Consider the following 25,787-nt stretch of genomic DNA (forward strand, 5'->3'; position numbering starts at 1 on the left):
TACTTGGGAGGTACGACCGTTAAAGGCTGTCCCAACTGGTTCGGTGTCCGTTGCGTCCGCGGAAACCGACGGGCGACAGCTCAGTACGGGTATCGCGCGTGCCCACCGCAGTCACAGGTGATCACGACGTGCCCGTCTCGCGTTCGCACCCGCGCGTTCACGCCGGGCACGAGAGACACGTCACAGCGGTCGCAGGTGAAGCGCTTGAACTCCCGGGGAAGCGAGAGCCGGTTCCGTTCCGCGACGCGGCGTGCGCGACGCACGTACTCCCTGGCCCGGTCGAACTCGCCGTCGGCGGCGGCGTCACGCGCCAGTTCCTGCAGGCGTTCGATGCGCTCGGCCGCGATAGTCTCCTCGGTGGACATTCGGGATAGCCGGAACTGGGAGGCCGGGGCCGGTATAGGTTGCGCTCGGCCGTTCCGGTAGGATTTTGCCACGAGGGTGTATCGGCCCGCCTGTGCGCGCGCTCAACTACCTCGAACTCGAATCCCGCCTCAACCGTAGCGGTATCGGCACGTCGGTCGACCAGCAACGCGCCGCGCTCGCCGAAACCGACGTCGAGGTGCTGACCTCGCCCTGGACCGGCGGGAGCGCCAGCGACGGACTCGAACGAGCGCTCATGGGCCACGATCCGATCGCGGACTTCGACGTGGCTCACTGCAACATGATCGGTCCGGGAACGGTCGCCGTGGCACGGTACGCGCGCCGCAACGACATCCCGCTGGTCCTCCATTCCCACGTCACGAAGGAGGACTTCGCGGAGAGTTTCCGCGGGTCGACGTACCTCGCCGGCTCGCTCGGGCGCTACCTCCGGTGGTTCTACTCGCAGGCCGACCTCGTCCTCTGTCCCAGCGAGTACACGAAACGCACCATCGAAGCCTATCCCGTCGACGCCCCCATCCGACCCATCAGCAACGGCGTGGACCTCGACTCGCTGGAGGGGTACGAGGACTGCAGGACGGAGTACCGCGAGCGGTTCGATCTGGAAGGGATGGTCGTCTTCGCGGTCGGCAACGTCTTCGAGCGGAAGGGTCTGACGACCTTTTGCCGGCTGGCCCAGGAGACCGACTACGAGTTCGCCTGGTTCGGTCCCTACGACTCGGGGCCACACGCCTCGAAGACGGTCAAGCGGTGGACCGGGAACCCGCCGGAGAACGTCACGTTCACCGGGTGGGTCAACGACAAGCGCGGGGCCTTCGGCGCGGGGGACGTGTACCTGTTCCCGACGAAAGCCGAGAACCAGGGCATCGCCGTCCTGGAGGCAATGGCCTGCCGGAAGGCCGTCGTGCTCCGCGACATCCCCGTCTTCGAGGAGTTCTACACGCACGGCGAGGACTGTCTGAAATGCGAGACGAGGGACGAATTCAGGGACGCGCTGGCGGAACTGGAGGCGAACCCGGATCTCCGCGAACGACTGGGTGAGAACGCCCGGGCGACGGCCGAGGAGCACGGTCTGGAACGAGTCGGTGAGCGACTGGCGAGTATCTATCGGGAACTCGATGACAACGCAACGCATTAACCACAGGTCTGTCAACAGGGGGACACCGATGCCCACCGTCGCCGTCTTCACGGACACGTATCTGCCGACGGTCAACGGCGTCACCTACACCGTCCAGACCTGGCAGAAGCAGTGGGCCGAACGCGGGGGGTCGATGCCGGTCGTCTATCCCGGTGCCGAGGACTACGATCCGACACCGGACGAGTATCCGGTCCAATCCGTCTCCTTTCCGTTCTACGACGGGTACCACGCCGCGATGCCCCAGATTCCCGACGAGATCGAGGCGATGGATCCCGATCTCATCCACACCCACACGCCGTTTCTGATGGGGCTCGCCGGTCTCCACTACGCCCGGCGACACAACGTCCCGCTCGTCGCCTCGTATCACACGCCCACGGCCGAGTACGCCGACTACATCGCCGAGGGGTGGCTCCGTCCACCCGTCGAGAAGGCGGCCAAGGCATACGAGAAGTGGTACATGAACCGCGCGGAGATGGTCGTCGTCCCGAGCGAACCCGCACGCCACCACCTCCGGGAGATGGGCGTCCGGACGGCCATCGAAGTGGTCCCCAACGGCGTCGACATCGACCGGTTCCGCCCGGTCGACACCGAGGCGTTCCGTCGCGAGCACGACCTGAACACCGGGAAGCCGCTCGTCGGCTACACGGGTCGACACGGGTACGAAAAGCAACTGGATCTCATCGTCGAGGCCACCGACGGGATGGACGTGACCGTGGTGTTCGGTGGTGACGGGCCGGCGCGGGACCGCCTGGAGGAACTGGCCGCCGACGCGGACGTGGATATCCGGTTCCTCGGCTTCCTCGACCGGGAGCACCTCCCGGCGTTTTACGCCTCGCTCGACGCGTTCGCGTTCCCGAGCCCCGTCGAGACGCAGGGACTGGTCGCGCTGGAGGCCAACGCCTGCGGGACGCCCATCGCCGGCGTCGACGCCGGCGCACTCTCGGATACGGTCGTCACGGGCGTCACGGGCTACCGCGCGCCGCCGGGCGACGCCGACGCCTTCGCCGAGGTCATCCAGCGGACGCTCGACGAGCGCGACGAACTCAGCGAGAACTGTCTCGACCGCCGGGAGTTGATCGGCGTCGACCACGCCGTCGACGTGCTGGAAGACGTCTACGACATGCTGCTGTAGCTATCTGACGAACACCGAACAGTTTTTCTCGACGTTACGAAACGAGCGCCGAGAGCTCCGAGGAAGTGACCCGATCGAAACCGGACGTCGACCACTTTCGGAACCAGTAGGCCGGACCGGAGATTCGGTACTGACCAGTGAGCGTTCTAGCGAGAACCAGCAGTATGCGGTCGCAGGGCGCATCCGTGGCGCGGAGCGTCGCGGTTCACTGCTGGCGAGTGCTGTAGGCACGAGCCAGCAGCAGTTTTTTGCCCACGTTTTTGCGAGAGGGGTCGCCCCACCGACCCCTCGAAGTAAAAAGGTGGTTAGTTTTCGAGCGCTTCGGCGATCCGTTCGAGGGTCCGTCGCACGTCGTGGACCTCGTCTCGGAGCTTTCGCACTTCGCGGACCATCTCCTCGTTGCTGCCGCCGCCGGACTCCTCGCGACCGCGGCCTTCGCCGCCGGGGCCCATCCCACCGGGGCCGCCCGGACCCATGCCGCCGGGACCGCCGCCGCCCATGCCACCGGGGCCGCCACCGCCGCCCATCATGCCGCCCATCATCTGCGCGAAGGGATTGCCGCCACCCATGCCGCCGGGGCCGCCACCGCCGCCCATCATCTCTTCGAGTCGCTCCTCGCGGGACTGCTCGCCACCTTCGCCCTCCTCGCCTTCCTCGGCGCGCTGCTGGCGGATCTCCTCGACGCGCTCGCGGAAGGACTTCCCTTCACCTTCGGTTTCCTCGCTACCACTGTCTGCCTCGGCCTCGGTGTCAGCGTCTGTAGAGTCGTCGTCTGCCATGGGACGGCGTTGGCGACGGCGTCTGAAAAGGGTTGTCGTGTCTGGCTGTCACTCACCCATTCGTCGGACCAGCAGGGAGAGCCCGACGCCACATCCCAGGACGACGGCGAGGTTGAACACCGCCTGGAAGACGGGCACGAAGTCGGGGGCGACCCAGATGCCGATGGCGTTCGAGGCGGAGAGATAGAACCGCACCGTCGAAAGCAGTGCCAACAGCAACAGCGTGGTGAAGGCACCCCAGTAGAGATAGTACGTCGCGTCCTCGCCGATCAGTCCGTCCTCCCCAGTAGAACTCGCGGTGCGCTGGTCGTCGGTCGAAGCTCGGTCCGTGTCGATTGTGGATTCGGATTCAGTGTCTGTCATCGGGGATCACCTCGTCGGGCGAGGACGAACAGTCCACCAAGGATGCCGGCGAGCGCGAGGCCGGGACCGAACCCGGGGCCGTCCCCGGAGGAGTCTGGCATCGGTGTCTCGCCGGGTTCGCGGTCAGGGCCGTCGGCACTGCCGGACCCGCGCTGGAAGTCACCGACCTGGAGTCCGACTTCGCGTCTGGTCTGGTTGACTTCGATCGTCTCGGTGGGGTTCAGGTTCGCCGCCGAGCGAGCGGTCGTGACGATGACGTCCTCCTTCCAGAGGACGGCATCGAGGTAGTAGTTGTACTCGCCTGGCACGGTCAGCGTCGTGGTGGGCGTCTCGGTCGAACCGGGCGAGATCTGGCCGACCCGGACCACCCGCTCGGAAGCCAGGATGTTCGAGTCGGCCTGCCGGGCCTTCAACACGAGTCGCATGTCCTCCGAGGGCGTGTCGCCGCCGTTCGTGAGGTACGTCGAGACGTTCAGCGTCGTCCGGTCGTCGGTCGTCGACTCGATCGAATACTCGATCGAGGGGAGCGCGTTCGGACCACCGGCGAACCGGTGGAAGTCGACGTTCGAGTCGGCGTACTGCGGGACCAGGTTCCCGACGCCGTCGACGGAGGTCGACCCCGACGAGCGCCGTTCACCGTCCCGGTAGACGACGGTGTCGATCCGGTACCCACCGGTTCGGTTGACCCTGAGGTCGGCGGTCACGGGCACCTCGCGGTCACCTTCGACCGTCCCGACGTCGACGGTGTCGGTCGTCTCGACCAGTCCGGATTCGATGCCGACCGCCCGGAACAGCACGGTGACGTTCTCGGACGGACCGCCGGCGTGCTGGACGCGCGCTTCGACCGAGAGCGGGACTGTCTCGCCAGTGACTGTCCCGTGGGAGACCGAGAGGTCCCGAAGCTGGAGGGAATCGCGTTCGTCGGACTCCGGTTGGGCGATGACACCGGGGACGACGGCGGCGACGAGGAGGGCGATCAGGACGACGGCGAGGAAGCCGCCGACGAGCGGCCATTCACGTTGCACGGCGATACCGACGAAACCGTCATATATGGGTCTTGTGTGTGAAATGGTACTTTCGGCCTACCCGAACGCGCCGAGGCTGGATTGCAACTCGCGGTCGGTTCCCCCCTCAGTACACTCGTAGCCGACCAGATCGCGCATGTCCACGGCGTAGGTGCTGCCCCCGTTGTCGAGCACGAGGACCCGTCCCTGGGCCCCACGCACCGTTCCCGTAAGCACCGTCTCTTCGACCGGCCGGTCCGAGAGGGGTAGTCCGTAATCGAAGTCGAACCGTTCGAGTACGTCGAACTCCGCCAGCAAGTCCCGCCAGGCGGCCTCGTCCACGTCGCGGTGAAGTCCCGCGATCTTCGTCGGCACTCGGACCCGGTCGACCAGGTCGGTGGCGATTTCGGCCTCCAGTTGCCGGGCGATGCGGCCGTCCTTGACCGTTCGAATGTGGGCCGCTCTGTCGGCCCCCTGCTCGCGGAGGCGGGTCCGGAGTCGCCACGAGCGGGTGACCCCGACCTTGAACGTCGCCGGGGCGAAGGCCGCCAGGTAGACCGCGTGTTCCTCCCGGCAGGCGGGCAGCGGGAGGTCGCAATTCCCAACGCACCGGGCACAGGCCCACCTGCTGGTGTGGTCGTCGCAGTAGGGCGCTGATTCGTTCGGACAGGACTCGTGACGACCATCCTGAACCGTTCCGGCGCAGTGACGCTCGCCGAGAGTGTAGGCCAGTTCGGCTCCGGACACGAGCGGCTGGCGGTCGAGTCCCTCCTCAGTCGAGAGCACGAGTGCGGGGTCGCTCTCGTCGTCGCCAGCACCGGTGTCGTACCCGACGATCTGCACGCCAAGCGGTTGGACCCCGCCCGATTTATCCTTGCTGTTCGGGTGCCGACCGCCACTCGGGACGCCCGGTCGTCTGCCGCCCGTACGCCGTCCGTCATCCTCGTCCGTGTTAGCTAAGTAGACAGGCGTGAGAAAGGGGCCTGTGCCGTTCGCGTACTGTCCCGAGTGTGGGTCGATCGAGTACTTCGATGCCCGCGCCGCGGACTACGTCTGTAAATCCTGTCTCTCCCACAGCGATGCGATCCAGCGAACGCTCCCCGAGTTCGAGTGAGACCGGCCCCAGCGGCTACAGGGGTCCGACTCAGTGTTCGTCGAGCAGTTCCCGCACGGCCTGCCGGACCGCGTCGTCGCTGGACTGTTCGGGATCCCAGCCGAGCGCCGAGAGCTTCTCGATGGAGAGACGCATTCGCGGTACGTCGCCCACCCACCCGCGATCGCCGCCGGTGAACTCGTACTCGGGGTCGAGATCCATTTCGTCGGCGACGATATCAGCGATGGTCGTGACCGACGTGGTGGTTCGGGTCCCGAGGTTGTAGACGTTGAGGTCTTTCTCCGCGGTCTCGACGACGTGGCACATCGCGTCGATGCACTCGTCGATGTGCAGGTAGGACTTCTCCTGGCGGCCGTCGCCCAGGATTTCGAGGGTGGCGGGGTCCTCGCGGAGTTTGTGGATGAAGTCGGGGATGACCGCGCCCTTCTGGAGGCGCGGGCCGACGATGTTGGCGAAGCGGTACACCCAGGCGGTCATGTCGTGGCTCTTGGCGTAGACCGAGATGAGGCTCTCCTCGCCGAGTTTGCTCGCGCCGTAGATGCTGATGGGTTCCAGCGGCGCGAAGTCCTCCGGCGTGGGCCGCGGTGCTTCGCCGTACACCGTCGAGGACGACGTGAAGGCGATGTTGTCCACGCCGACGGCGTCCATCCGTTCGAGGACGGTCTCGGTCAGTCGGTTGTTGAACCGGTACTGCTCGACGTCGTCGCGGGCGGCGTTCTTGTCGGCTGCGAAGTGAAAGACCATATCGAGGTCCCCGGTGATGGCGTCGGCGGCGACGGACGGGTCAGTGAGGTCGCCCTCGACGAACTCGACGCCGTCGGGAAGCCACGATCGATCCCCGTTCGAGAGGTCGTCAACCACCCGGACGTCGTTGTCCGCGACGAGTCGCTCACAGAGGTGCGAGCCGACGAACCCCGCGCCGCCGGTCACCAGGATGCGTTTTCCGGAGAGTTCCATGCGTCGACTCCCACGCCGCTGGCCAAGTGCTTTTGGAAGGCGGACGATAGCATCGAGGAAGCGTGCCGGCGATCCTATCCAAGCCGCAAGTACACTGCAGGTACGGTTTTCAGTCCCCGACGAGCACGGACGATACCAGAAGACGCGACGGTGGGTGCAGCCTACCGGCGGTAAGCGGACCTTACCCGGTCGAACCGACGAGGTCGATGCCAAGTGATGAACCCCCTGACCCGACTCACCGAGTGGTTCGAGCGCCGATACACCAAGCAGGCGCTCGCGCAATTGGTGGTCGTCCTCGTCGCCCTGCTGCTCCTCACCCAGGGGTTTTTCGTCTGGTATTTCGCATCGGTCGGCCTCTCGATGGGGACGACGGGGTACAACAACGACGACCGCACGGTCGTCATCGACCAGTCGGCCGTCGAGCGGATCGAAGGCGGGTACGACCCGAACCACGAGGAGGGGTGGTGTCTCTACGGGACGAAAAACAGCACCCACATCCGCGTCACCGAGGTCGTTCAGGCACAGACGCTGTTCAAGCGGTCGGACCGCATCGCCTTCACCTGCGTCCCCGAGACCGCCGGACAGGTGGCCGCCGGGAAGAACCCGCGACTGGTCGGGAACGTCCACAGCCACGTCGACCACAACGAGAGTCGATTGAGTCGACTCGACATCCTGTTGCTGGGCCGCGTGAGTCCGGTCGTCTCGGTGATGGGCGTCTACACCGAGCGGGACGGCGTCGAGTTCTTCACGACCGAGAGCCTGCGAGATCCCCTGAAAAAGGAGGTCACGGGGGAGTCCCGCGCTATCGAAACCCCCTAACCGGGGACGGCCATTCGGGGTGGTATGCACGAGGAACCCGAGGTCGCGGTGCTCCGACTCGGCCACCGTCCGGGCCGCGACGAGCGTATCACGACCCACGTGGGGCTGACCGCGCGGGCGCTGGGTGCCGACCGCGCGATTCTGGCGGGCCAGGCCAGCAGTCGCGCCGACACCGTCGAGGACATCACCGACCGGTTCGGCGGCCCCTTCGAGACCGAGACGGTCGAGTCCTGGCGGCCCGTCGTCCGGGACTGGGACGGCAACGTCGTCCACCTCACGATGTACGGGCTGGAAGTCCAGAACGTCGAAGACGAGATCCGGGGGACCCTCCAGGCGGACCGCGACCCGCTGCTCGTCGTCGTCGGGGCCGAGAAGGTCCCCTTCGAGGTGTACGAGTGGGCCGACTGGAACGTCGCGGTGACGAACCAGCCCCACTCCGAGATCGCCTCGCTCGCGGTCTTCCTCGACCGGCTGTTCGAGGGCCGGGAACTCGACCGCGAGTGGGAAGACGCCCAGAAGACGGTGATCCCCCAGGCCATCGGCAAGCGGGTCGAAGAGCCCGACGAGTAGCTACGACGGGACGAACAGCCGGAACGGGCGCAGGAGGCGGGCGAGGAGGCGGCGCGCGTTATCGCGGACGAACGGCCAGGGACCGATTTTCGATTCGTCCAGTATCCACAGGTCGCCCTCGCGAGAGGCCGTTCCGGCCTGCTCGTGATAGTCGAGCGCGTCACGGACGCGGGATTCGGTCATGTCACAGGCCTCGGCGAGTTCCGGGACCGTCTTCGGCCCAGTTTTCAGTTCCTCGGCGACGAGGTTCCCGACCTGCATCAGCAACATCAGTTCGCCGAATCCGGCTTCTTCGAGGTCGTCGTCGACCGCGCGAAGACCGGTCCGCAGGCTGTAGAGCGCGTCGAGCACGAGCCAGCCACCGACGACGAACCCGGCGACGGCGACGCCCGCGTCGGACTGGCCCCAGTACGCGACACCGCCGGCGGCCACGCCGATCAGTCCCAGGAGGAGTCGGAAGTGGCGCTCGTCCATACCCGGAATCGGTTCCGACAGCTCCACGGACTCGCTCACGAGCAGGACAAGCGTGATGACGACGACCTGCGGCCAGGTGAACTCGAAGAGAAACCGGAAGAGGACGACGACTCCGACGGCAGAGAGCACGCGCCGGGCTGCGGAGCGACCCGGAAGGGAGTCTCTCAGCGTCGCGGTCATGCGTCTCGGTTCGGCTTACGCCCATCTAAAACCACGTCCAGTCCTGCCGAGTCGGAGAACGGTCCGGTGGGTTTAAACGACTCACGCCCGGATTGACTGCCAATGGCTTTTGAGGAACTCCTGGAGGACCCGGTTATACAGAAGTACCTCCACGAACTGGTGGGACCGAAGGGAATGCCCGTCGCCGCGGCACCGCCTGACGGCGAGGTGACCGACGAGGAACTCGCGGAGGAACTCGGCCTCGAACTGAACGACGTCCGCCGGGCGCTTTTCATCCTCTACGAGAACGACCTGGCGACGTACCGACGCCTCCGCGACGAGGACTCCGGATGGCTCACCTATCTCTGGACGTTCAAATACGAGCAGATCCCGGAGAAACTCGAAGAGGAGATGTATCGGCTGCTCGACGCCCTGGAACAGCGCCAGGACTACGAGCACAACAACGAGTTCTACCTCTGTGAGGTCTGTGGCATCCGGTTCGAGTTCGACGAGGCGATGGACTTCGGCTTCGAGTGTCCGGAGTGTGGCTCGCCGGTCGACGCGATGGAGAACACGGCGCTCGTCGAGTCGATGGACGAGCGCGTCGCGAACCTCCGAGACGAACTGAACGTGGAACGAGAGACCGAAGCCTGATGGTCGTCCTCGCAACGAAGCTGTACGTCGGTGGCGACGCACGGGACCGGGCGCTCGACAGTCTGCGGTCGATGGTGAACAACGAGGTCGGCGACCTCGACGTGACGGTCGACATCGGGATCCGCGACGACGACTTCCCCTCGGTGACCATCGAGGGCGACGACGACGTCGTCGCGCGCAACCTCCTCCGCGAGGAGTGGGGCGAGATCACGCCTCACTTCGAGGCCGGCGAGACCTACGTCGGCACGCTGGAGGGGTGGGACGACGACGGGTTCGTCCTCGACGCGGGCGAAGAGGTACGGATTCCGGCCGACGAGCTCGGTCTCGGACAGGGGACTCCCGAGCAGATCCGGACGCGGTTCGGGCTGGTCCAGCACATGCCGCTCCGGTTCGTCTGGGACGACACGCCGCGCCTGGCCGAGGACGAACAGGACCGGCTCTACGACTGGACGCGTGGCACGGGACGGGTCAACGTCAACAGCGCCACGCGCTCGGAGATTCGCGCGACGGTCAATCGGGCCGGACACGCTCAGGACATCGTCACGGTCGAGCGACTCGGCCTGCTGGAAGGGAGCATCGTCTGTCGCGAGGGGACTGACCCGCCGGGGCTGCTGGCCAGCATCGGCGAGTACCTGCCGGCGGAGCTGCTCGCCGTGGTACCGTGACGCGGCGACGGCTCCTCGTCGGTGTGGGGCTACTCGCGCTCCTGGCCGCGCTGGCCGGTTGTTCGACCATCCTCGGGCCGGGCGAGCCGGACCCCGAAAAGATCGAACAGAACGTCAGTTACGACTGGAACACGTCGGCCAACGCGACGTTCGACATCACGAAAGACGAGTACACGGCCGTCTATGTCGTCGACAACCAGTCGGAGCTCGAACTCTACCAGCGTGACGCGCTGGGAACGAGACACCCCCTCGACATCGAGGGCGTGAAGTTCCGGTATCAGAACGGGACGGTCACGAACGTCTCGGCCGAGAACGTCGACCTCCAGCGAAAGCGAGCCGTCGTCAGTACGCCGGCCGAGGACGGCAAACTCGCCTTCCGGTCGCCGCGACGGGGCAAGCAGTTCGGAATGCCGACCTTCGTGAGCGGGAGCTACGAGGCGACGCTGCCGCCTGGAGCCCGGGTCGACATCCCCATCCTCGCACAGGTCAGTCCGCGCGGGCACGAGACCAGCATCGACGACGACCGCGTGACCGTCTCGTGGGACGAGGTGGAGGCCCAGTCCGTCTCGATCCGGTGGTACCTCGCCCGGGACCTCCTGCTGTTCGGCGGGCTGTTCGCCCTCATGCTTGTGGTAGGGGCTATCGGGGCGATCTACTACCTCCGGCAGATCCGCGCACTCGAAGCACAGCGGGAGGAAGTGGGTCTCGACGTCGACACCGGCGACGACTCGGACGACGGGGGACCACCGCCGGGGATGCGGTGACCACCATCCGTGGTACACCCCCGTTCCTGGGCCACGTTCGCTGACCGTTCGGGTTCGCGGAACTGAACGGCCCGAAACCACTAATTGCGTCGGGCCGTTGGCTCGGACCGAATGCCCCTGCTTATCGACGTTCGGAAGCTCCGTATCATCAACGTTTTGATGGAAAGCGGGGCGGGGAACGTCGCGAACTCGCTGGAATCGCTGGCGGGACTCAACGCCGAGGTCGCCGTCAAGAGCCTCTCGATGGTCACGCCCGGCGACATTCCCGACGACCTGGGCGACGACGAGGTGTTCTCGGCGACGATCAGCCTCACCGAACCGCCGTACGGCGACTTTATCATGACGTTCGACCAGGGAACCGCCGAGAGCATCGCCGAGGAGATGACCGGGACCGAGGTCGACGGCGAACTGACACAACTCCAGGAGAGCGCGCTCCAGGAGATGTGCAACATCTTCACCTCCGGGTTCATCGACGGGATGGCGAACACGCTCGGCTCGTCGATCGAGATGGCGACGCCCGAACTCGAACACGGGACCGGGCGGCAGTTGATGGTGGACAACCTCTCGCACGTCCGCACCGACTCGCTGGCGATCGTTCTGGACTCGCAGGTGAACGTCACGGACCCCGGGACCGAGTTCCGGATCCGCATCTTCCTGGTCCCGGACCCCGGATCGTTCGTCAACCTGGTCGATCACATGGACATGGACGACATCCGGACCGAGGAGCTACAGATCGAGGACATCGAAACCGACGACGAGGGGGACGACGACGGTGAGGACGCGGACGATGGGGAGACCCTCGGAACCGATCACACGGCGTTCGAGGATCTCTGAGCCGGTCCGGCCTTCTGGCCGGGGCACCTGATGGACTTTTACCTGCGGGCCGCCAATCCCGGGTCATGCGCGTCGCGCTGGTCACCGTGGGGGACGAGTTACTTGCAGGGGAGACAGTCAACACGAACGCGTCCTGGCTGGGGAAGCGGCTCTCCGAACAGGGTGCGACCGTCGAGCGGGTGTCGGTCGTCCCCGACCGGCTCGCCGACATCGCCCGCGTGGTCAACGAGTACCACGCGGAGTACGACGCCGTCGTGGTCACCGGCGGACTCGGGCCGACACACGACGACATCACGATGGACGGCGTCGCCGCCGCCTTCGGTCGCGAGGTCGTCCAGAGCGAGGAGGCGCTGGCCTGGATCGAGGAACACGGCGGCTACACCCGCGAGGACCTCGCGGAAGGCACCGCCGACATCCCCGCCGGCGCGCGGATGCTCCCGAACCGTGCTGGGGTCGCGCCCGGCTGTGTCATCGGCTCCGTCTACGTCCTGCCGGGCGTCCCCGACGAGATGAAGGCCATGTTCGAGGACGTCGCCGACGAGTTCGAGGGAGCGCGTCGCTACGTCGAAACAGTCGAAGCGGACGAACCCGAGAGCGCGATGTTGGACCGGATTCGCGAGGTCCGTGAACGATTCGACGTGAAGGTCGGCAGCTATCCCGGCGACCCTGTTCGAATCAGGTTCGAGAGCACCGACGAGAACGCGGTCGAGTCGGCGGCCGCGTGGCTCCGCGATCGCGTCGAAGCGCCGGACCGGACGGAGTAGCGCGGTCAGCGGTAAAAGTACGCCCACCACGCCGCGACCAGCACCAGGCTGACGAGCCCGACCGCAGCCCCGGCGCTGTTGATGACGGCTTCCTGCACACCCGGCTCGGTCGCGTTTTGCGCTGCGAGTACGAGATTCATAACCGGCCGTTCCGACCCCGCGGTCTTAAGAATCCCGGAGTGTCGCCGCCGGATCTCGACGAGCGGAAGGCGATACCGGGTCAGCCCGGACGCCTTTTCACGATGCCGCCAGTACGCATCGCTAATGCGTCGTATCGGCGTCGTCGTGAATCCGATCGCCGGGATGGGCGGCCGCGTGGGACTGAAGGGAACCGACGGGAAAGTCGCGGAGGCCCGCGAAAAGGGCGCTGAGCCCCGGGCACCCGACCGCGCTCGCGAGGCCCTCGAACGCCTCCACGAACTCGGCCCCGAGACCGAACTCCTGACCTACGGCGGGCGGATGGGTGCCGAGCCGGCCCGCGAAGCCGGGTTCGATCCGACGGTCGTCGGCCGACCGAGCGGCGAGGAGACGACGGCCGAAGACACCAGAGCGGCGGTCCGTGCCCTCCTGGCCGAGGACGTGGACCTGGTCCTGTTCGTCGGCGGCGACGGGACCGCCGTCGACGTGACAGAGACGCTCGACGAACTCGGCGACGAGACGCCGATCCTTGGCGTACCGGCCGGCGTGAAGGTCTACTCGGAGGTGTTCGGCGTCACGCCCCGGGCGGCGGGCCAGATCGCAGCGACCTTCTCGGAGACCGAGCGGGCGGAGGTCAACGACATCGACGAGGACCAGTACCGCGAGGGCGAGGTCCACACGGAACTGCGCGGCGTCGTCAGCGTGCCGGCCGCCGAACAGCGCCAGGCCAGCAAACAGCTCGGTGGCGGCACCGTCGAGAGCCTCGCCGAGGGCGTGGCCAGGGAAACCGAACCCGGCGTGACTTACGTACTCGGTCCGGGCAGCACCGTCGGCGCTGTCGAGGAAGCGCTCGGGTTCGAGGGGTCACCGCTCGGCGTCGACGTCTGGCGCGACGGGACGGTCCTCGTCGAGGACGGCGGCGAGCAGGAGATCCTGAACGCGCTGGGCGAGGAGAACGTCATCGTCGTCTCTCCCATCGGCGGCCAGGGGTTCGTCTTCGGTCGCGGGAACCAGCAACTCTCTCCGGAAGTGATCCGGCAGTGTGACCTGGAAGTGGTCGCATCGAAGCGGAAACTTGACGAAATCGGCGTACTACGGGTCGATACCGGAGATCCGGAACTGGACGAGCAGCTCCGCGGCTGGCTCCAGGTGCGGGTGGGGCGCTTCGAGCGACGCCTCATGGAAGTGGTTTAGGAACACACCGATACGGCGGACCTTCACGAAGAGATATTACATTTCGGCCAGTCATAAGTGGTGTATAGACAAAATTAAGGTGGCCGACGACTGACAAAGGGCATATGGAAACCCGTAAGGTGCAACGGCTCGGTCCCTCGACCCTCGCGATGACGCTCCCGGCCGAATGGGCCCAGGAGCACCACGTCGAGAAGGGGGACGAGGTATCGCTCCGAATCGGTGGCAAAGGGACGCTGACGGTGATGCCCGAGTCCGTCCAGAGCGAGGAGTCGGAAGCGATCATCTACGCCGAAGACCTCGATGCGGACGCGGTCGAGCGCGCGATCGTGGCCCAGTACGTGCTGGGCCGACGGATCATCCACGTCGAGGCCGGCGAAGACGGCACGCTGATGAGCGAACACATCAATGCCGTCTACAACGCCGAAACCCAGCTCATGGGCCTGGGCGTCATCGAAGAGACGCCCGAGCGCATCGCCATCCGGTGTTCGGTCGACCCCGAGGACTTCACGCTCGACAACCTCCTCGAGCGACTCGAATCGACCGGTTCGACGATGCGCAACGAGGCGGTCAAGGCGCTCGCACACGGGAACCCCGACCTGGCCCAGCGCGCGCTGAACAGGGAGCGCCAGGCCAACAAGATATTCGTCCTCCTCCTGCGCCTGATCTTCACCGCCTACCAGAACCCGAACCTCGCCCGTGCGGTGGGACTGGACAACGGCTTCCCGCTCATCGGCTACCGCTCGATCGCGAAGAACCTCGAACTCACGGCCGACAACGCCGAGGACATCGCGGAGATCGTCCTAGAGACCGAGGGGCACACGCTGAACGTCGAGTCGTCGACGATGCGACGCATCCGCGAGTTCACCGACCAGGTCAACGAGATCACGGAGAAGGGCGTCACCGCGGCCGTCGAGCGCGATTACGACACCGCGATCGAAGTGCGGAAACAGTACGCCGACATCGGCAACCGCGAGCAGGAGATCCTCTCGGACCTCCCGGAGATGGACAACCAGGACCTGCTCCGCGTCCGCGAGGTGCTGGTGAGTCTCCAGCAGACCGCCCAGTACGCGGTTCGGAACGCGGAGATCGCGACGAACCTGGCGCTCAACGAGGAGTCGGCCCACACGAAGATCCAGTAGCCGGCTGGGACCTCGAGGGTCGTTACTCGACCGTTGTATCGTCGTTCGCGGCTGTTTTGCGGCCCGTCAGCGGGTTTCTCGTGGTGATCGCACAGTCGAACGCGGGGTGTTCCGCGAAGTGTCGCACCAGCATGTGCCGACGCGAGCCGGTGATCCCCGTCCGGCCGACCTCCTCGGCAGTGAACTCCGCCGGCAGGCGCTCGAACAGGCGCCGCAGGTTCCCGAACTCTTCGAACACCTTCGTGTTGCCCGCCGAATCGGCACCCCGGCGGGAGACGACGTACGTCCCGTCCTCGCGGTGTGTCCCGGTCGTGTGCAGGAACTCCCGTTCCCGGGTCATCGCGTCCCCGATCGCGTCCTGTAGCTGCTCGGCCTGTTCCCTGGACAGGGCGTGAGTCTGGCCGCCGACGGTCACCCGTATCGATTCTCCCTCTCTCCGTACTGCGATCCCCCCATCGGGCTCTTCATCACCGTCGAAGAACTCGATCAGGAGCGGTTACACTCCGTGTCATGCAGTCGCATGTTCCCACGGCATCGAATAAAGCCCTGCTGTGGGCGTGACCTGGGTCTTTATAAAGGATCGCCGACCGGTCGACGGATCGGCAGGGGATCAGCCGAGGAGTCCGCCGTCGTCCTCGGTGGTCGTTTCGTCCGACCGGGTGGCCGTCTCGGGCTGTGTGTCGGTGGTCGAATCCGTCGTCTCCCCAGTGGGCGTGGCGGCGTCTTCGTCCTCGTCGGTACTGTCGGGCATGGGCATCGAACCGTCGTCGCCGGCTTCGTCGGTACCGTTGGCGGCCGATCCGTTCTTCGTCCCGAAGATGTCGGTTTCGATGGTCCGCTCGTAGTCGACGGCCTCCAGCGGAATCCGGAACTCGCCGACGCCAGCCAGGTCGGATTGCGGGTCGACGACCAGATAGAAGTCGATTTCGACGTCCGTGACCTGGTTCCGTTCGAGGTGACTCACCCACCACTCGTCCAGGTTCTCGTTCTGCATGGCCGTCCGCGTTCGGATCCGCTCGGTCTGGCCGGGCAGCACCGTCGCCACGTCCTCGGAACTCCCCTGGCCGACGGTCACGTCGTTCATCGTGATGGTGTAGCCGACCTCACTGACGGCGTAGGGCCACGGTTTGGGGTTGTACACGTCGAAGGACATCTCGATGGGCGTCTCTTCCTCGGAGAGTCCCTCGGTGTCCCACTGGGCGCTCGTCTCGTTGACGTACAGGACCGGGTCGTCGACGAGCGGCCGGTTGGCGTCGATCGGCCGCGTCTCCTCGGAGTTGAACTGGCTGATGATGTCGGTCTCGACCCGTTCTTTCTGAGGCAGCGCGACTTCGCGTCCGCCCAGCGTCGAGGACGTGACGCGGGCGTCGATCACGACCTGCGTCTGCTCGTCGTTCGCGATGTGCGAGCGCCACCAGGCCGGAATCCGGTCGTTTCGCATGGACGTCGTAAAGGAGAGCGTCGAGTTACCGCGCCCGACCCGCACGCCCTCCTTCTGGCCGCTGGCCATCGTGACGTCGTTCATCAGTACCGTGTAGTTGACGGTGGTTCCGGCGAGCGAGACGCCGACGGGGTTGGGGTTGGAGACCACCAGGTCGGTCTGGATCGTCGTCGTCGACTCGTTGACCGGCCCGAAACTGTTCTGGACCGAGGCCACCTCCGGGACGCCCAGCAGTCCGAGCAAGAAGGCGAGCGCGATCAGTACCACGACCCCCAAGAGAGCGGTCGAGACGACGCGTACCGTACTGCCGAGAAACGTCTCCGTAAGCCGAGACATACGTGTGCCGGTACCCTATCCGGGTCGGTAAATATGTCTTCTGGCAGCGGCTTCGGGCCTGATACGGACTGCTGTAAGTCATTTCCACATCGACCGCCCGACATCGGGCGGTCGTCGCGGTACACAGTTACAGCAAACCGTATGAGCGACTGCCGGTCGAACCCACGAGAACTCCGTATGAACTAAGTGCGCGCTAGCGGAACGGGCGGTAATGGCAGAAACAGGACTGCAGACGGACAAGTCGCTGGGCCTCGGACTCGTCTTCGGCACGATCGCCGTCGTCGGGGCCGTCGTCATGTACGTCGCGTCGGCGGACCAGCTTACCGCCGGTTGGGGCTTCGCACTCGCGGTTATCGCCGGCTCGATAGCCATCGCAGCCATCCACCTCTTCTCGTAGGACTAACCTTCCGAAGCCGGTGGCGATGCGACACTTACCGGAAACGAACCGTTAAAAGTCAGCACCGCCTACGTTCGGTATGGCCGATTACAGTGAGGAGGAACGGCGGATTCTAGAGCACCTCCGCGACCAGGTCGCCGGAGGTGAGTCGTACGTCCGAGCCAAAAACATCGCCGAGAGCATCGGACTCTCCGCGAAGCAGGTGGGAGCACGCCTGCCGCGACTGGCCGAGAAATCCGACGAGGTCGACATCGAGAAGTGGGGACGTGCGCGGTCGACCACCTGGCGGGTCACCAGAGCCTGATTACGGGGACCGAGCCGAGTCGCACTCTTTTTTGACGCGGGACCCGAAGGGCGTGTATGACTGTCCGGGTCGAGCGATCCTTCGAGTTGCCGGCGGAGCCAGAGCAGGTATGGACTTTCATCGCCGACCCGGAGAAACGAGCGCGGCCGATCAGCGTCGTCTCCGACTTCGATAAGACCGGGGACCGAACTGCGACCTGGTATCTCAAGCTCCCGATACCGGTCGTCGACAGGTCCATCGCCGTCGAAACCGAAGAGGTCGATTTCGACCCGCCCCACCGCGTCGAGTTCGTCGGCCGGTCGAAGGTGATGCGCGTCGTCGGCGAGCACGAACTCGAACCCATCGACGGGGGTACCCGCCTCATCACTCGGTTCACCGTCGACGGCAAGCTCCCCGGCGTCGAGCGCTACTTCAAACGGAACATGGACGAGGAGTTGCACAACATCGAACAGGCGCTGCTGGACGACCTTGGTATCGAGGCCTGAGATGAAACTCGCACTCGCCCAGCTGGCCATCGAACGCGGCGAGGTGGCCGCGAACGTCTCGCGTGCCAAAGACGCCATCGCGGAGGGTGCGGCCCAGGGCGCGGACCTCGTCGCCCTCCCCGAAATCTTCAACGTCGGCTACTTCGCGTTCGACAGCTACGGCCGCCGTGCCGAACCGCTCGGCGGATCGACGCTCTCGGCGATCGCAACTACGGCCCGCGAACACGACGTCGCTGTGCTGGCGGGAAGCATCGTCGAGGACCTGGGGGAGACCGCCAGGGAAACCGACGCGGCGGTGCCGGCAACGGAGGGGTTGGCCAACACGAGCGTCTTCTTCGACCGCGACGGCGAGCGCCAGGCGGTCTACCGGAAACGACATCTGTTCGGGTACGGCTCGGCCGAGCAGGAGTTGCTGGTCCCGGGCGAGTCGGTGCCGGTCGTCGAGTTCGGGGGATTCACCGTCGGGATGACGACGTGTTACGATCTGCGATTTCCCGAACAGTACCGGCGACTGGTCGACGCCGGCGTCACGCTGGCGCTGGTCCCGAGCGCGTGGCCCTATCCCCGCGTCGAGCACTGGCAAACCCTTCCGCGCACGCGGGCGATCGAGAACCAGTTCTACGTGGCGACGGTCAACGGGAGCGGGAGCTTCGACGAGGCCACGCTCCTGGGCCGGTCGACGGTGTACGACCCGTGGGGGACAGTTCTCGCGAGCGCGGACGACGACCCGACGATCGTGACGGCGACCGTCGACCCCGAGCGCGTTCGGGCGGTGCGCGACGAGTTCCCCGCGCTCGACGACCGCCGGACCTAACCGAATATTTATCCGCGGGGCAAACCTACAGGTCGGTGCCGGTACGACGCTTTTCACGTCAGACCGGCAACAGCAGACACCCGCCTCGCTGCTCGGCCATCGTTGCGACATCCGGCTGTCCGGACAGCCGACCTGTCGCAATCCGCCTCGTCCCGTCGGCGCACCCGCCTCGGCAGGGAACGCCGGCCTGCCGAGGCGTCCATCTCTACTTCCAGTCCACCGAGGGACTCAGTCGTCGTTACTCGTCGTGATATCGGCCGAGAGCCCCTGTGCCATCTCGATGTCTTTCGAGTTGTTGACCGTCCAGGCCGTCCGCTCGGTCACCGCCTCGATGACCTCCCGGGCCGATGGCGCGCCCTTTCCGGATTGCTTGACGCCGCCGAAGGGCAACTGGACCTCCGCGCCGATACACGGCAGGTTCGCGTAGGCCAGTCCCACCTCGGCGTGGTCCCGGTAGTAGTTGAGCTGGCGGTAGTCCTCGCTGACGATGGCCCCGGCGAGTCCGTAGGGCACGTCGTTGTGGATCTCCAGCGCCCGCTCGATGTCACCGCTGTAGGGGATCAGCGCGACGTGGGGGCCGAACACCTCCTCTTTGAGACAGCGGAGTTCGGGATCGTACTCGGTCTCGTAGACGAACGGGCCGACCCAGTGACCGTTCGCGAAGTCGCCGCTGCGCTCGCCGTGGTCGGCCGACACAGCCCCGCCCTCGGAAATCTCGTCGTCGGCGAGGTCGGCGCGGTCGACCAGCACGGTCACGCCTTCTTCGCGCGCGAGGTCGTTGTACTGGTGGAACTTCTCGACCTGGCTCTCCTCGATAACCGGTCCCATGAACGTGTCCTCGTCGAGCGGATCGCCGACGGCCACGTCCTCGGCTAAGTCGACGAACCGGGCTTTGAACTCGTCGTAGACGTCCTCGTGGACGACCAGTCGCTCACTGGAGACGCAGCGCTGGCCGGTCGTCTTGAACGACGACATTACCGCTGAATGGACGGCGATGTCAAGATCGGCCTGCTCGGTGACGACGACAGCGTTTTTCCCGCCCATCTCCAGCGAGACCTCCCGTCCGGGTTCCCCACCTAATTTGTCCGCGATCCCGTGCCCGACCTCCGCCGAGCCGGTGAAGAGGACGGTGTCGACGCGGTCGTCCTCGACGATGGCGTTGCCGGCGTCGCCGAAGCCCTGCACCACGTTGAAGACGCCGTCGGGGATTCCCGCGTCGTCGAACATCTCCGCGACGATCTGGCCACACCACGGAGTCTGTTCGGCGGGCTTCCAGACGACCGTGTTGCCCTCGACCAGGGCGACGGCCATGTGCCAGAAGGGGATGGCGACCGGGAAGTTCCACGGCGTGATACAGCCCACGACGCCCCGGGGTCGCCGGCGCATGTACGAGTCCTTGCTGGGGATTTCAGAGGGGACCACGTCGCCGTGTGGATGGCGAGCGTTGCCGGCAGCCCACTCGACCATGTGGTACGCCTCGACCACGTCGGCACGACCCTCCGAGATTTCCTTGCCGCACTCCCTGGTGACGATCTCCCCGAGTTCGTCCGTGCGCTCGCGCAGTTCGTGGTAGATGTCCCAGAGGTGTTCGGCGCGGTCGATATAGGAGCGGTCGCGCCAGGACTCGAAGGCTCCCTCGGCGGCCTCGACAGCGCGTTGGACGTCCGTTTCCGTCGCTCGGTGGAACTCGGCCAGGGGTTCGCCCGTCGCCGGGTCGATGCTCTCGAAGGTCTCGGTCCCGCTGCCCGAAACCCACTCGCCGTCGATGTACTGCTCGTACTGGGGCTGTCCGTGCTGACTCATACGATCACCGGCAAGAATTGCACGCCCGGTGTAAAAAAGGCATCTCCGTGGCTTCCGATCGCATCCGCGAAAAGACGGTGAGGTGACTTGTCCCCTGGTTTCAGGTACGTGGGTGGCTAACCGGAGACGTATGCCTCTCGATAGACGTGCCATCCTTCGACTCGGCAGCCTATCGCTGGCCGGTGTCGTCGCCGGTTGTGCCGATCAGGGCGGGGACGCGACTGAGACGGGAACCGACGAACCCGTGGAGACGACCGAGATCACCGGGAATCCGGGCGGAATGGTGACGGACACCGAAACAACGGGATCGCCGAGCGGAGGAGGGACTGAATCGCCGGGCGAAACGACGCCCGGGGCGGGGCCGCCCCTGCCGTCTGGCGAAGTCGTCGAGATGGACGGGACAGCCTTCGCCCCGATGGAGCTTTCGGTCGATCCCGTCACGGAAGTCCGGTGGGTGAATCGCGACGGGGTCCCACACGACGTGACCAGTGCGCAGTTCAACGACGGCGCGACGGCGTGGGAGTTCGAATCGGAGACCCTAGAACAGGACGAGGAGACGGCCTATACGTTCGAGGAGGCCGGCACGTACGAGTACTACTGTTCGATTCACGGTCAGTCGACGATGTGCGGCGTCGTGCTGGTCGGCGATGCTGAACGCGCCGGCTCGCTTCCGTGTGAGTGACTAGTTCGTCGAGACTCCCGTTCACGTCCCGTTCGAGCTGGTCGCGGCTTTTTCGACCTCGCCTTTGACCGCGGCGGCGTCGAAGCTGTGGTCGGGGCGGATGTTGACGAAATCGAGGAACTCCCGAGCGGCCAGGAGTTCCTCGGGCGAGTACGCCGACAGCGCCGCTGCGACCGTCTCGCTCGCGCCGATGTGTGGCGTCAGCGACCCGAGCGCACACGCCACGTCGTAGCCGCGCGCGTCCTCGATGCGCCCGTCGCGGACGTTGGTCGCGTCGATGAAGTAGAGGCGGCCGTCCGCGACGAGGACGTTCTCCTCGCGGAGGTCCCCGTGGGCGAGCCCGTTGTCGTGCATCGTCGCGAGCGCCTCGAACAGCGCCGGCGCGTGGGACCGCACGGCGTCAGCGTCGAGTTGGTCGAGCGTCCGGAACGCAGGGAGGTACTCCATGACGAGGACGCCCAGGCCGTCGACCTCGAACGCTTCCAGCGGTTCGGGGACGTTGAGACCCAGTTCGCGCATCCGTTTCGTCGCCGCGAGTTCGTGTTCGGCCATCTCGACCGGCGTGTCGAAGTGCTGAAAAAACCCCTCCGTCCCGCTGGAGAAGGCACCGAGGTTGCGCCCGGCCGTAAACAGCGCGTGGACCAGCGAGTTCTGCTCGGAGGTGACCTTGACGAACAACTGGTCGTCGACGACCAGCGGCGTCGACAGCCAGTTGTCGGCATCGAGGAACTCGACGCTGCCGTCCGGAAGGTCGTAGCGGTCACAGACTTCCTCGACGACGGGATTGAGGCGCTCCCTGGAGACGCGCCCGCGAAGCAGCCGACGAATAGCCATACACCCACGAGAAGCACACCCACGGGTATATCCCTTCGGTCTGGCCACCAGGGACCGGCCCAGCGGGCGACGGACGCGGAACCCGACACGCCCAAGTTCTGGCCGGCCACGGTTCCGGTATGGGCACACCGCTGGAGCCGCGAGAACGGCAGGTTCAGGAAGTCATCGACCGCCTCCACGAGGCATATCCGGACTCGACGATCTCGCTTACCTTCTCGAACCGCCTCGAACTGCTCGTCGCCGTCGTCCTCTCGGCGCAGTGTACCGACGAGCGCGTCAACAAGGTCACGGCGGACCTCTTCGAGAAGTACGAGACCCCTGAGGACTACGCCGAGGTCGATCAGGACGAACTCGCCGAGGACCTGAACTCGGTGACCTACTACAACAACAAGGCGGGCTACATCAGGGACGCCTGTCGGAAAATGATCGACGAACACGACGGCGAGGTCCCCGATACGATGGACGAACTGACCGACCTCCCGGGCGTCGGTCGGAAGACGGCGAACGTCGTCCTCCAGCACGGCCACGATATCGTCGAGGGCATCGTCGTCGACACGCACGTCCAGCGGCTCACGCGCCGACTGGGCATCACCGAAGCGGAGCGACCGCCCGCTATCGAGGAGGACCTGTTACCCGTCGTTCCCGAGGCGGAGTGGCAGGCGTTCACGCACCTGCTCATCAGTCACGGCCGCGCGACCTGTACCGCGCGCAACCCGGACTGTGCGGACTGCGTGCTCGCGGACCTGTGTCCCTCGGCGAAGGGCGACAGCGACGTCGACCTCGCCAGCGGCGACGCGTGGTAAGCGCGTGCTACCGCCAAGAACGAACGAGTTACTCCGGCTAGTCCGATCATAATCGGTTTCGGGCGACGTGGAACGTAGCTGGATGTAACCTGGGCTAATCGGCCACTATATCGCCACCAAAGTTTCGAAAGTCGAAAAAACGATTAATGCAGTAGCAGATCGCTACTCGAGTGTAGGGTCGATAGGAAGATCCTACGAGACGAGCAATGGTCGGCAGCACGGCGGTCGGGGCTCACATCTCGGGCAGGTCCCGGCATGGTTGTATCACGGTCGACGACGAAACTGTCGCACATGGGCATCAACTGCCCCGTTCCGCCGTTCGCTGTGCTGTAGGCCGGTCGGTTTCCGACGACTCGGTCGCTTCGGAGCGTCTGCGGACGAACCATCTGACCCCCAAACCAATCCGCGATTCGGAACTACCACACAGTCCCTGTCACGTTCCCGTTGTATTCTCCTCTCTCCCGCTGACGGGTCGGTCGGACCTCCCGACCGGCGACCCCCAGGCCAACGCCCTAGACGATCCAGTATTTGAGCAGATAGCGAGCGACGCCGACCAGGTACGCGAGGATCCAGAAGAACACGTAGCCGAAGACGCCGATGCGGATGCGTCGGCGGAAAAACTGGAGGCGGTCGCTCCCGATCTCGTCCAGCATGACGTCCTCGTCGTAGTCGTGATAGAGATCGTGTTCGTATTTAGCGCGGAACACGCGGACGATCCCGGTGAAGCCGAACGCCAACATCGCGTACGCCTGGAGACCGAGAAACGCGTGGATGGCGGCGAAGCCGTTGAGTTGCGAGATCAGGCGGGGAAGCATCCAGAACAAAAGCGGAATCGTCGTCAGGGCCAGTCCGGTCACGATGAATTTCAGGTGATAGACGAGCACGCTCCAGGTGACGTGCTCGGTATCGATCATGATCCAGGCACCGTAGAGAAAACAGGGAAAACTGAGCGTCACCGAGAGGAGAACGAGCGTCGCGATCGTCGTTTCCGACAGGGCCATGCCCGGACGTACGGACGAAGTTCGTTAAAGCGTGCCGAAACGGCCCGTTCGTCCCGAGTACGGGGCCCACCGGACCGAAGTCTGCGCTCGGGGACAACCGTCACGCTAAGGGGCATCGCGCCCGAACAGACAGCTAATGAGTGACGCCTCCGACGAGCGGGCTGGCGACGAGCAGGGGGCCGCCGGACCTGCGGACGCTGATGAAGACGCCCCGACGGAGGAAATCTCGACCGAGCAGCTCCGCCAGCAGGTCGAGGAAAAGTACGATTTCGAGGAGTTCGGGCCCGACGACATGGCGGAGATGAGCGCCGACGAGTGGGAGGCGGCGTTCGATCCGGACACGTGGATCACGGGCGAGGAACTCCTAGACCGCGTCGAAGCCGACCTGAAGTACAGAGTCGTGATTCGGGACGTGTTCGCCCGGGTCGAACGGCTCGCGGACGGTCGGGTCCTCGCCTACTCCGACGAGGGGTACGCGACAGTCCACCCCGACGGCACCGTCGAGGGGCACGGGACAGTATTGCGCGACGTGAAACCCGTCGTCGCGCTGTGTTCCATGGAGGAGTACGACGTTCCGGAGATGCCCGAAGGAGAGATCCTCCCCCAGCCTACGGAGGTGCCCGAGGGGAGCGGCGAACTCGGGAACATCGTGATGCAGGTCATCGCCGGCGTGCAAGTGCTCGCGGGGCTCGGGTTGCTCCTGTCGTGGCTCCTGTTCGCCATCGGCGTCCTCCAGCCACCGACGAACAGCGTGGGTCAGGACGCGAACCTCACGCTGATGGTGCTGGCGGGCCTCGCGTTCCTGGCGGTCGGGATCCTGTTGTTCGGCGTCGTCGCGAACGCGCGTCTCTCCGATAAGTTCCGGGCCGAGGAGTATCGCAACCGGCTGCGCGCGATCGGTCTGGAGTCGGGCGAGCGTCCGGATTTCCTCCCGATCGAGGACGACGAGTGGGTCGGTGACGAACCGAACCGGCTCGAGACGGGCACGGAGACGGCCGACGAGTGACTCGAGCCGTGAGGAGGGATCGAGGGGCGCGAAGACGGCATCGGCGACCGAGAACGGCAAGAATAGGAAACACCACGTTAGCAGTTCAGTACGGTTCCTGCCGGCGTATTCGGTGGGTTTATACAAACCCAGTTCTGAGTTTTTGATGTATATGAACAGGCGGGACTTTCTCCGAACTGCCGGCGGGGCTGCCGGCGCTACCGCCGCGGTGTCTGCCAGCGCAGGCACAGCCGTCGCTCAAGAGGGCAACGAGACAAGCGGCAACGAAACGAGCGGAGGTGGCGGAGGCAGCGAGCCCGCGGGCCCACCTGATTTCGGTGGCTACCTAGACGGGGCGAACAACTACAACGGCGAAGTCGCCGACGAGACGGGCAGTGACACGGTGACCGTTCAGGTCGGCGCGGGCGACGGGCTGGCGTTCGGCCCGGCGGCCGTCCACGTCGACAACGGCGCGACCGTCCAGTGGGAGTGGACCGGCGAAGGCGGTGCCCACAACGTCGTCGCCGACGACGGCTCCTTCGAGTCGGGCAGCGCGGTCGACACGACCGGCGTCGAATTCGAGCACACCTTCGAGGAAGACGGGATCTACAACTACTACTGCCAGCCACACGAGGCCAGTGGTATGTTGGGCTCCGTCGTCGTCGGGACCGACTACCCGACGGCAGCGGCCGAAGGCGGCGAATCCGGACCCAACACCGACCCCACGCACATGGGCGTGCCGTTCCAGGCACACTGGGTCGGGATCGCGACGATACTGATGATGTTCGTGTCGCTCATCTTCACGTTCTTCCTGCTGAAGTACGGCGAATCGCCGCACGCGAAAGGAGGGAACGACTAAC

Annotated in this window: 33 protein-coding genes; 20 read left to right on the forward strand and 13 right to left on the reverse strand. The window is 65.6% G+C overall.

Features of this window, described 5'->3' with window-relative positions; translation table 11 throughout:
- Positions 1-80 precede the first annotated feature (80 nt).
- Positions 81-365: a ribonuclease P protein component 4 gene (locus E2481_RS04995; protein ID WP_136716037.1), complete on the reverse strand. Its 285-nt coding sequence runs from the start codon at positions 363-365 to the stop codon at positions 81-83.
- Positions 366-457: 92 nt separating this feature from the next.
- Between E2481_RS04995 and E2481_RS05000 the strand changes: the two genes are divergently transcribed.
- Positions 458-1,519, forward strand: coding sequence for a glycosyltransferase family 4 protein (locus tag E2481_RS05000; RefSeq protein WP_136716038.1), 1,062 nt, complete (start codon positions 458-460; stop codon positions 1,517-1,519).
- A gap of 28 nt (positions 1,520-1,547) precedes the next feature.
- The gene (locus tag E2481_RS05005; protein WP_136716039.1) at positions 1,548-2,651 is read left to right on the forward strand and encodes a glycosyltransferase; all 1,104 of its coding nucleotides are present in this window, start codon (positions 1,548-1,550) and stop codon (positions 2,649-2,651) included.
- 305 nt (positions 2,652-2,956) lie between these two features.
- Here the strand turns inward: E2481_RS05005 and E2481_RS05010 are convergent, their stop codons facing one another.
- Genes E2481_RS05010 through E2481_RS05025 form a run of 4 tightly spaced genes read right to left on the reverse strand, consistent with a single transcriptional unit; the run spans position 2,957 to position 5,640 of the window.
- Entirely contained in the window at positions 2,957-3,430 is a 474-nt protein-coding gene (locus E2481_RS05010; protein ID WP_136716040.1) for a hypothetical protein, read from the reverse strand.
- Between the two features lie 48 nt (positions 3,431-3,478).
- Positions 3,479-3,793, reverse strand: a complete 315-nt coding sequence (locus E2481_RS05015) for a hypothetical protein (protein ID WP_136716041.1) — start codon at positions 3,791-3,793, stop codon at positions 3,479-3,481.
- A complete protein-coding gene (locus tag E2481_RS05020) occupies positions 3,790-4,818 on the reverse strand; it encodes a DUF7490 domain-containing protein (RefSeq protein WP_136716042.1) in 1,029 nt (342 codons plus the stop codon). Before E2481_RS05020 ends, E2481_RS05015 begins: the two co-directional genes overlap by 4 nt.
- A gap of 57 nt (positions 4,819-4,875) precedes the next feature.
- Entirely contained in the window at positions 4,876-5,640 is a 765-nt protein-coding gene (locus E2481_RS05025) for a DUF2797 domain-containing protein (RefSeq protein ID WP_136716043.1), read from the reverse strand.
- Between the two features lie 142 nt (positions 5,641-5,782).
- Between E2481_RS05025 and E2481_RS18920 the strand changes: the two genes are divergently transcribed.
- Positions 5,783-5,911 carry a hypothetical protein gene (locus E2481_RS18920; RefSeq protein ID WP_256867881.1) on the forward strand — a complete coding sequence of 43 codons (129 nt, stop codon included), beginning with the start codon at positions 5,783-5,785 and terminating at the stop codon, positions 5,909-5,911.
- A 30-nt stretch (positions 5,912-5,941) separates the two neighbouring features.
- Here E2481_RS18920 and E2481_RS05030 read toward each other — a convergent pair whose 3' ends face one another.
- Entirely contained in the window at positions 5,942-6,868 is a 927-nt protein-coding gene (locus E2481_RS05030; RefSeq protein WP_136716044.1) for an NAD-dependent epimerase/dehydratase family protein, read from the reverse strand.
- Between the two features lie 216 nt (positions 6,869-7,084).
- Here E2481_RS05030 and E2481_RS05035 point away from each other — a divergent pair, with 216 nt between their 5' ends.
- Together E2481_RS05035 and E2481_RS05040 are read left to right on the forward strand one after the other, a co-directional pair.
- The gene (locus E2481_RS05035; protein WP_136716045.1) at positions 7,085-7,687 is read left to right on the forward strand and encodes a hypothetical protein; all 603 of its coding nucleotides are present in this window, start codon (positions 7,085-7,087) and stop codon (positions 7,685-7,687) included.
- A gap of 24 nt (positions 7,688-7,711) precedes the next feature.
- The gene (locus E2481_RS05040) at positions 7,712-8,257 is read left to right on the forward strand and encodes a tRNA (cytidine(56)-2'-O)-methyltransferase (protein WP_136716046.1); all 546 of its coding nucleotides are present in this window, start codon (positions 7,712-7,714) and stop codon (positions 8,255-8,257) included.
- On the opposite strand, the gene E2481_RS05045 is transcribed toward E2481_RS05040, so the two are convergent.
- The gene (locus tag E2481_RS05045; protein WP_136716047.1) at positions 8,258-8,911 is read right to left on the reverse strand and encodes a hypothetical protein; all 654 of its coding nucleotides are present in this window, start codon (positions 8,909-8,911) and stop codon (positions 8,258-8,260) included.
- 102 nt (positions 8,912-9,013) lie between these two features.
- Between E2481_RS05045 and tfe the strand changes: the two genes are divergently transcribed.
- From tfe to E2481_RS05070, 5 genes are all read left to right on the forward strand, one after another.
- Positions 9,014-9,544 carry a transcription factor E gene (gene tfe, locus E2481_RS05050; RefSeq protein ID WP_136716048.1) on the forward strand — a complete coding sequence of 177 codons (531 nt, stop codon included), beginning with the start codon at positions 9,014-9,016 and terminating at the stop codon, positions 9,542-9,544.
- On the forward strand, positions 9,544-10,209 hold the full coding sequence (locus E2481_RS05055; protein WP_136716049.1) for a DUF2110 family protein: 666 nt from the start codon (positions 9,544-9,546) through the stop codon (positions 10,207-10,209). The genes tfe and E2481_RS05055 overlap by 1 nt, the downstream gene beginning before the upstream one ends.
- A complete protein-coding gene (locus E2481_RS05060) occupies positions 10,206-10,973 on the forward strand; it encodes a DUF5803 family protein (protein ID WP_136716050.1) in 768 nt (255 codons plus the stop codon). The genes E2481_RS05055 and E2481_RS05060 overlap by 4 nt, the downstream gene beginning before the upstream one ends.
- A gap of 111 nt (positions 10,974-11,084) precedes the next feature.
- Complete coding sequence (locus tag E2481_RS05065) at positions 11,085-11,807, forward strand: chemotaxis protein CheC (RefSeq protein ID WP_136716051.1); 723 nt, start codon at positions 11,085-11,087, stop codon at positions 11,805-11,807.
- A gap of 65 nt (positions 11,808-11,872) precedes the next feature.
- Positions 11,873-12,571, forward strand: a complete 699-nt coding sequence (locus E2481_RS05070; protein WP_136716052.1) for a competence/damage-inducible protein A — start codon at positions 11,873-11,875, stop codon at positions 12,569-12,571.
- Positions 12,572-12,576: 5 nt separating this feature from the next.
- On the opposite strand, the gene E2481_RS18925 is transcribed toward E2481_RS05070, so the two are convergent.
- The gene (locus E2481_RS18925) at positions 12,577-12,711 is read right to left on the reverse strand and encodes a hypothetical protein (protein ID WP_256867882.1); all 135 of its coding nucleotides are present in this window, start codon (positions 12,709-12,711) and stop codon (positions 12,577-12,579) included.
- Positions 12,712-12,835: 124 nt separating this feature from the next.
- Between E2481_RS18925 and E2481_RS05075 the strand changes: the two genes are divergently transcribed.
- Together E2481_RS05075 and E2481_RS05080 are read left to right on the forward strand one after the other, a co-directional pair.
- Entirely contained in the window at positions 12,836-13,903 is a 1,068-nt protein-coding gene (locus tag E2481_RS05075) for an ATP-NAD kinase family protein (protein WP_136716053.1), read from the forward strand.
- A gap of 104 nt (positions 13,904-14,007) precedes the next feature.
- The gene (locus tag E2481_RS05080; protein WP_136716054.1) at positions 14,008-15,042 is read left to right on the forward strand and encodes a phosphate signaling complex PhoU family protein; all 1,035 of its coding nucleotides are present in this window, start codon (positions 14,008-14,010) and stop codon (positions 15,040-15,042) included.
- Positions 15,043-15,064: 22 nt separating this feature from the next.
- Here E2481_RS05080 and E2481_RS05085 read toward each other — a convergent pair whose 3' ends face one another.
- Both E2481_RS05085 and E2481_RS05090 read right to left on the reverse strand, forming a co-directional pair.
- Positions 15,065-15,490, reverse strand: coding sequence for a DUF7528 family protein (locus tag E2481_RS05085; protein WP_370628393.1), 426 nt, complete (start codon positions 15,488-15,490; stop codon positions 15,065-15,067).
- Positions 15,491-15,652: 162 nt separating this feature from the next.
- On the reverse strand, positions 15,653-16,819 hold the full coding sequence (locus E2481_RS05090) for an LEA type 2 family protein (protein WP_136716055.1): 1,167 nt from the start codon (positions 16,817-16,819) through the stop codon (positions 15,653-15,655).
- Between the two features lie 211 nt (positions 16,820-17,030).
- Here E2481_RS05090 and E2481_RS05095 point away from each other — a divergent pair, with 211 nt between their 5' ends.
- The 4 genes from E2481_RS05095 to E2481_RS05110 all read left to right on the forward strand — a co-directional run bounded on the left by E2481_RS05095 (position 17,031) and on the right by E2481_RS05110 (position 18,819).
- Positions 17,031-17,216 carry a DUF7525 family protein gene (locus E2481_RS05095; protein ID WP_136716056.1) on the forward strand — a complete coding sequence of 62 codons (186 nt, stop codon included), beginning with the start codon at positions 17,031-17,033 and terminating at the stop codon, positions 17,214-17,216.
- A gap of 79 nt (positions 17,217-17,295) precedes the next feature.
- The gene (locus tag E2481_RS05100) at positions 17,296-17,520 is read left to right on the forward strand and encodes a DUF7123 family protein (protein WP_136716057.1); all 225 of its coding nucleotides are present in this window, start codon (positions 17,296-17,298) and stop codon (positions 17,518-17,520) included.
- A 56-nt stretch (positions 17,521-17,576) separates the two neighbouring features.
- Positions 17,577-18,005 carry a CoxG family protein gene (locus tag E2481_RS05105; protein ID WP_136716058.1) on the forward strand — a complete coding sequence of 143 codons (429 nt, stop codon included), beginning with the start codon at positions 17,577-17,579 and terminating at the stop codon, positions 18,003-18,005.
- A 1-nt stretch (position 18,006) separates the two neighbouring features.
- Complete coding sequence (locus tag E2481_RS05110; protein WP_136716059.1) at positions 18,007-18,819, forward strand: carbon-nitrogen family hydrolase; 813 nt, start codon at positions 18,007-18,009, stop codon at positions 18,817-18,819.
- A gap of 228 nt (positions 18,820-19,047) precedes the next feature.
- Here the strand turns inward: E2481_RS05110 and E2481_RS05115 are convergent, their stop codons facing one another.
- On the reverse strand, positions 19,048-20,622 hold the full coding sequence (locus E2481_RS05115) for an aldehyde dehydrogenase family protein (protein ID WP_136716060.1): 1,575 nt from the start codon (positions 20,620-20,622) through the stop codon (positions 19,048-19,050).
- Positions 20,623-20,752: 130 nt separating this feature from the next.
- Between E2481_RS05115 and E2481_RS05120 the strand changes: the two genes are divergently transcribed.
- The gene (locus tag E2481_RS05120; protein ID WP_136716061.1) at positions 20,753-21,304 is read left to right on the forward strand and encodes a cupredoxin domain-containing protein; all 552 of its coding nucleotides are present in this window, start codon (positions 20,753-20,755) and stop codon (positions 21,302-21,304) included.
- Between the two features lie 21 nt (positions 21,305-21,325).
- On the opposite strand, the gene E2481_RS05125 is transcribed toward E2481_RS05120, so the two are convergent.
- Positions 21,326-22,138 (reverse strand): RIO1 family regulatory kinase/ATPase domain-containing protein, encoded by an 813-nt coding sequence (locus E2481_RS05125; protein WP_136716062.1) that lies wholly within the window; start codon positions 22,136-22,138, stop codon positions 21,326-21,328.
- Between the two features lie 119 nt (positions 22,139-22,257).
- Between E2481_RS05125 and nth the strand changes: the two genes are divergently transcribed.
- A complete protein-coding gene (gene nth / locus E2481_RS05130; RefSeq protein WP_136716063.1) occupies positions 22,258-22,941 on the forward strand; it encodes an endonuclease III in 684 nt (227 codons plus the stop codon).
- Between the two features lie 512 nt (positions 22,942-23,453).
- Here nth and E2481_RS05135 read toward each other — a convergent pair.
- Positions 23,454-23,942: a DUF7321 family protein gene (locus E2481_RS05135; RefSeq protein WP_136716064.1), complete on the reverse strand. Its 489-nt coding sequence runs from the start codon at positions 23,940-23,942 to the stop codon at positions 23,454-23,456.
- Positions 23,943-24,078: 136 nt separating this feature from the next.
- On the opposite strand from E2481_RS05135, the gene E2481_RS05140 reads away from it, so the two are divergent.
- Together E2481_RS05140 and E2481_RS05145 are read left to right on the forward strand one after the other, a co-directional pair.
- Entirely contained in the window at positions 24,079-24,948 is an 870-nt protein-coding gene (locus tag E2481_RS05140; RefSeq protein WP_136716065.1) for a DUF7319 domain-containing protein, read from the forward strand.
- 151 nt (positions 24,949-25,099) lie between these two features.
- Complete coding sequence (locus tag E2481_RS05145) at positions 25,100-25,786, forward strand: halocyanin domain-containing protein (protein WP_136716066.1); 687 nt, start codon at positions 25,100-25,102, stop codon at positions 25,784-25,786.
- Position 25,787: the final 1 nt, after the last annotated feature.

Source organism: Halorientalis salina (assembly GCF_005049285.1).
GTDB classification, from domain to species: Archaea; Halobacteriota; Halobacteria; order Halobacteriales; family Haloarculaceae; genus Halorientalis; species Halorientalis salina.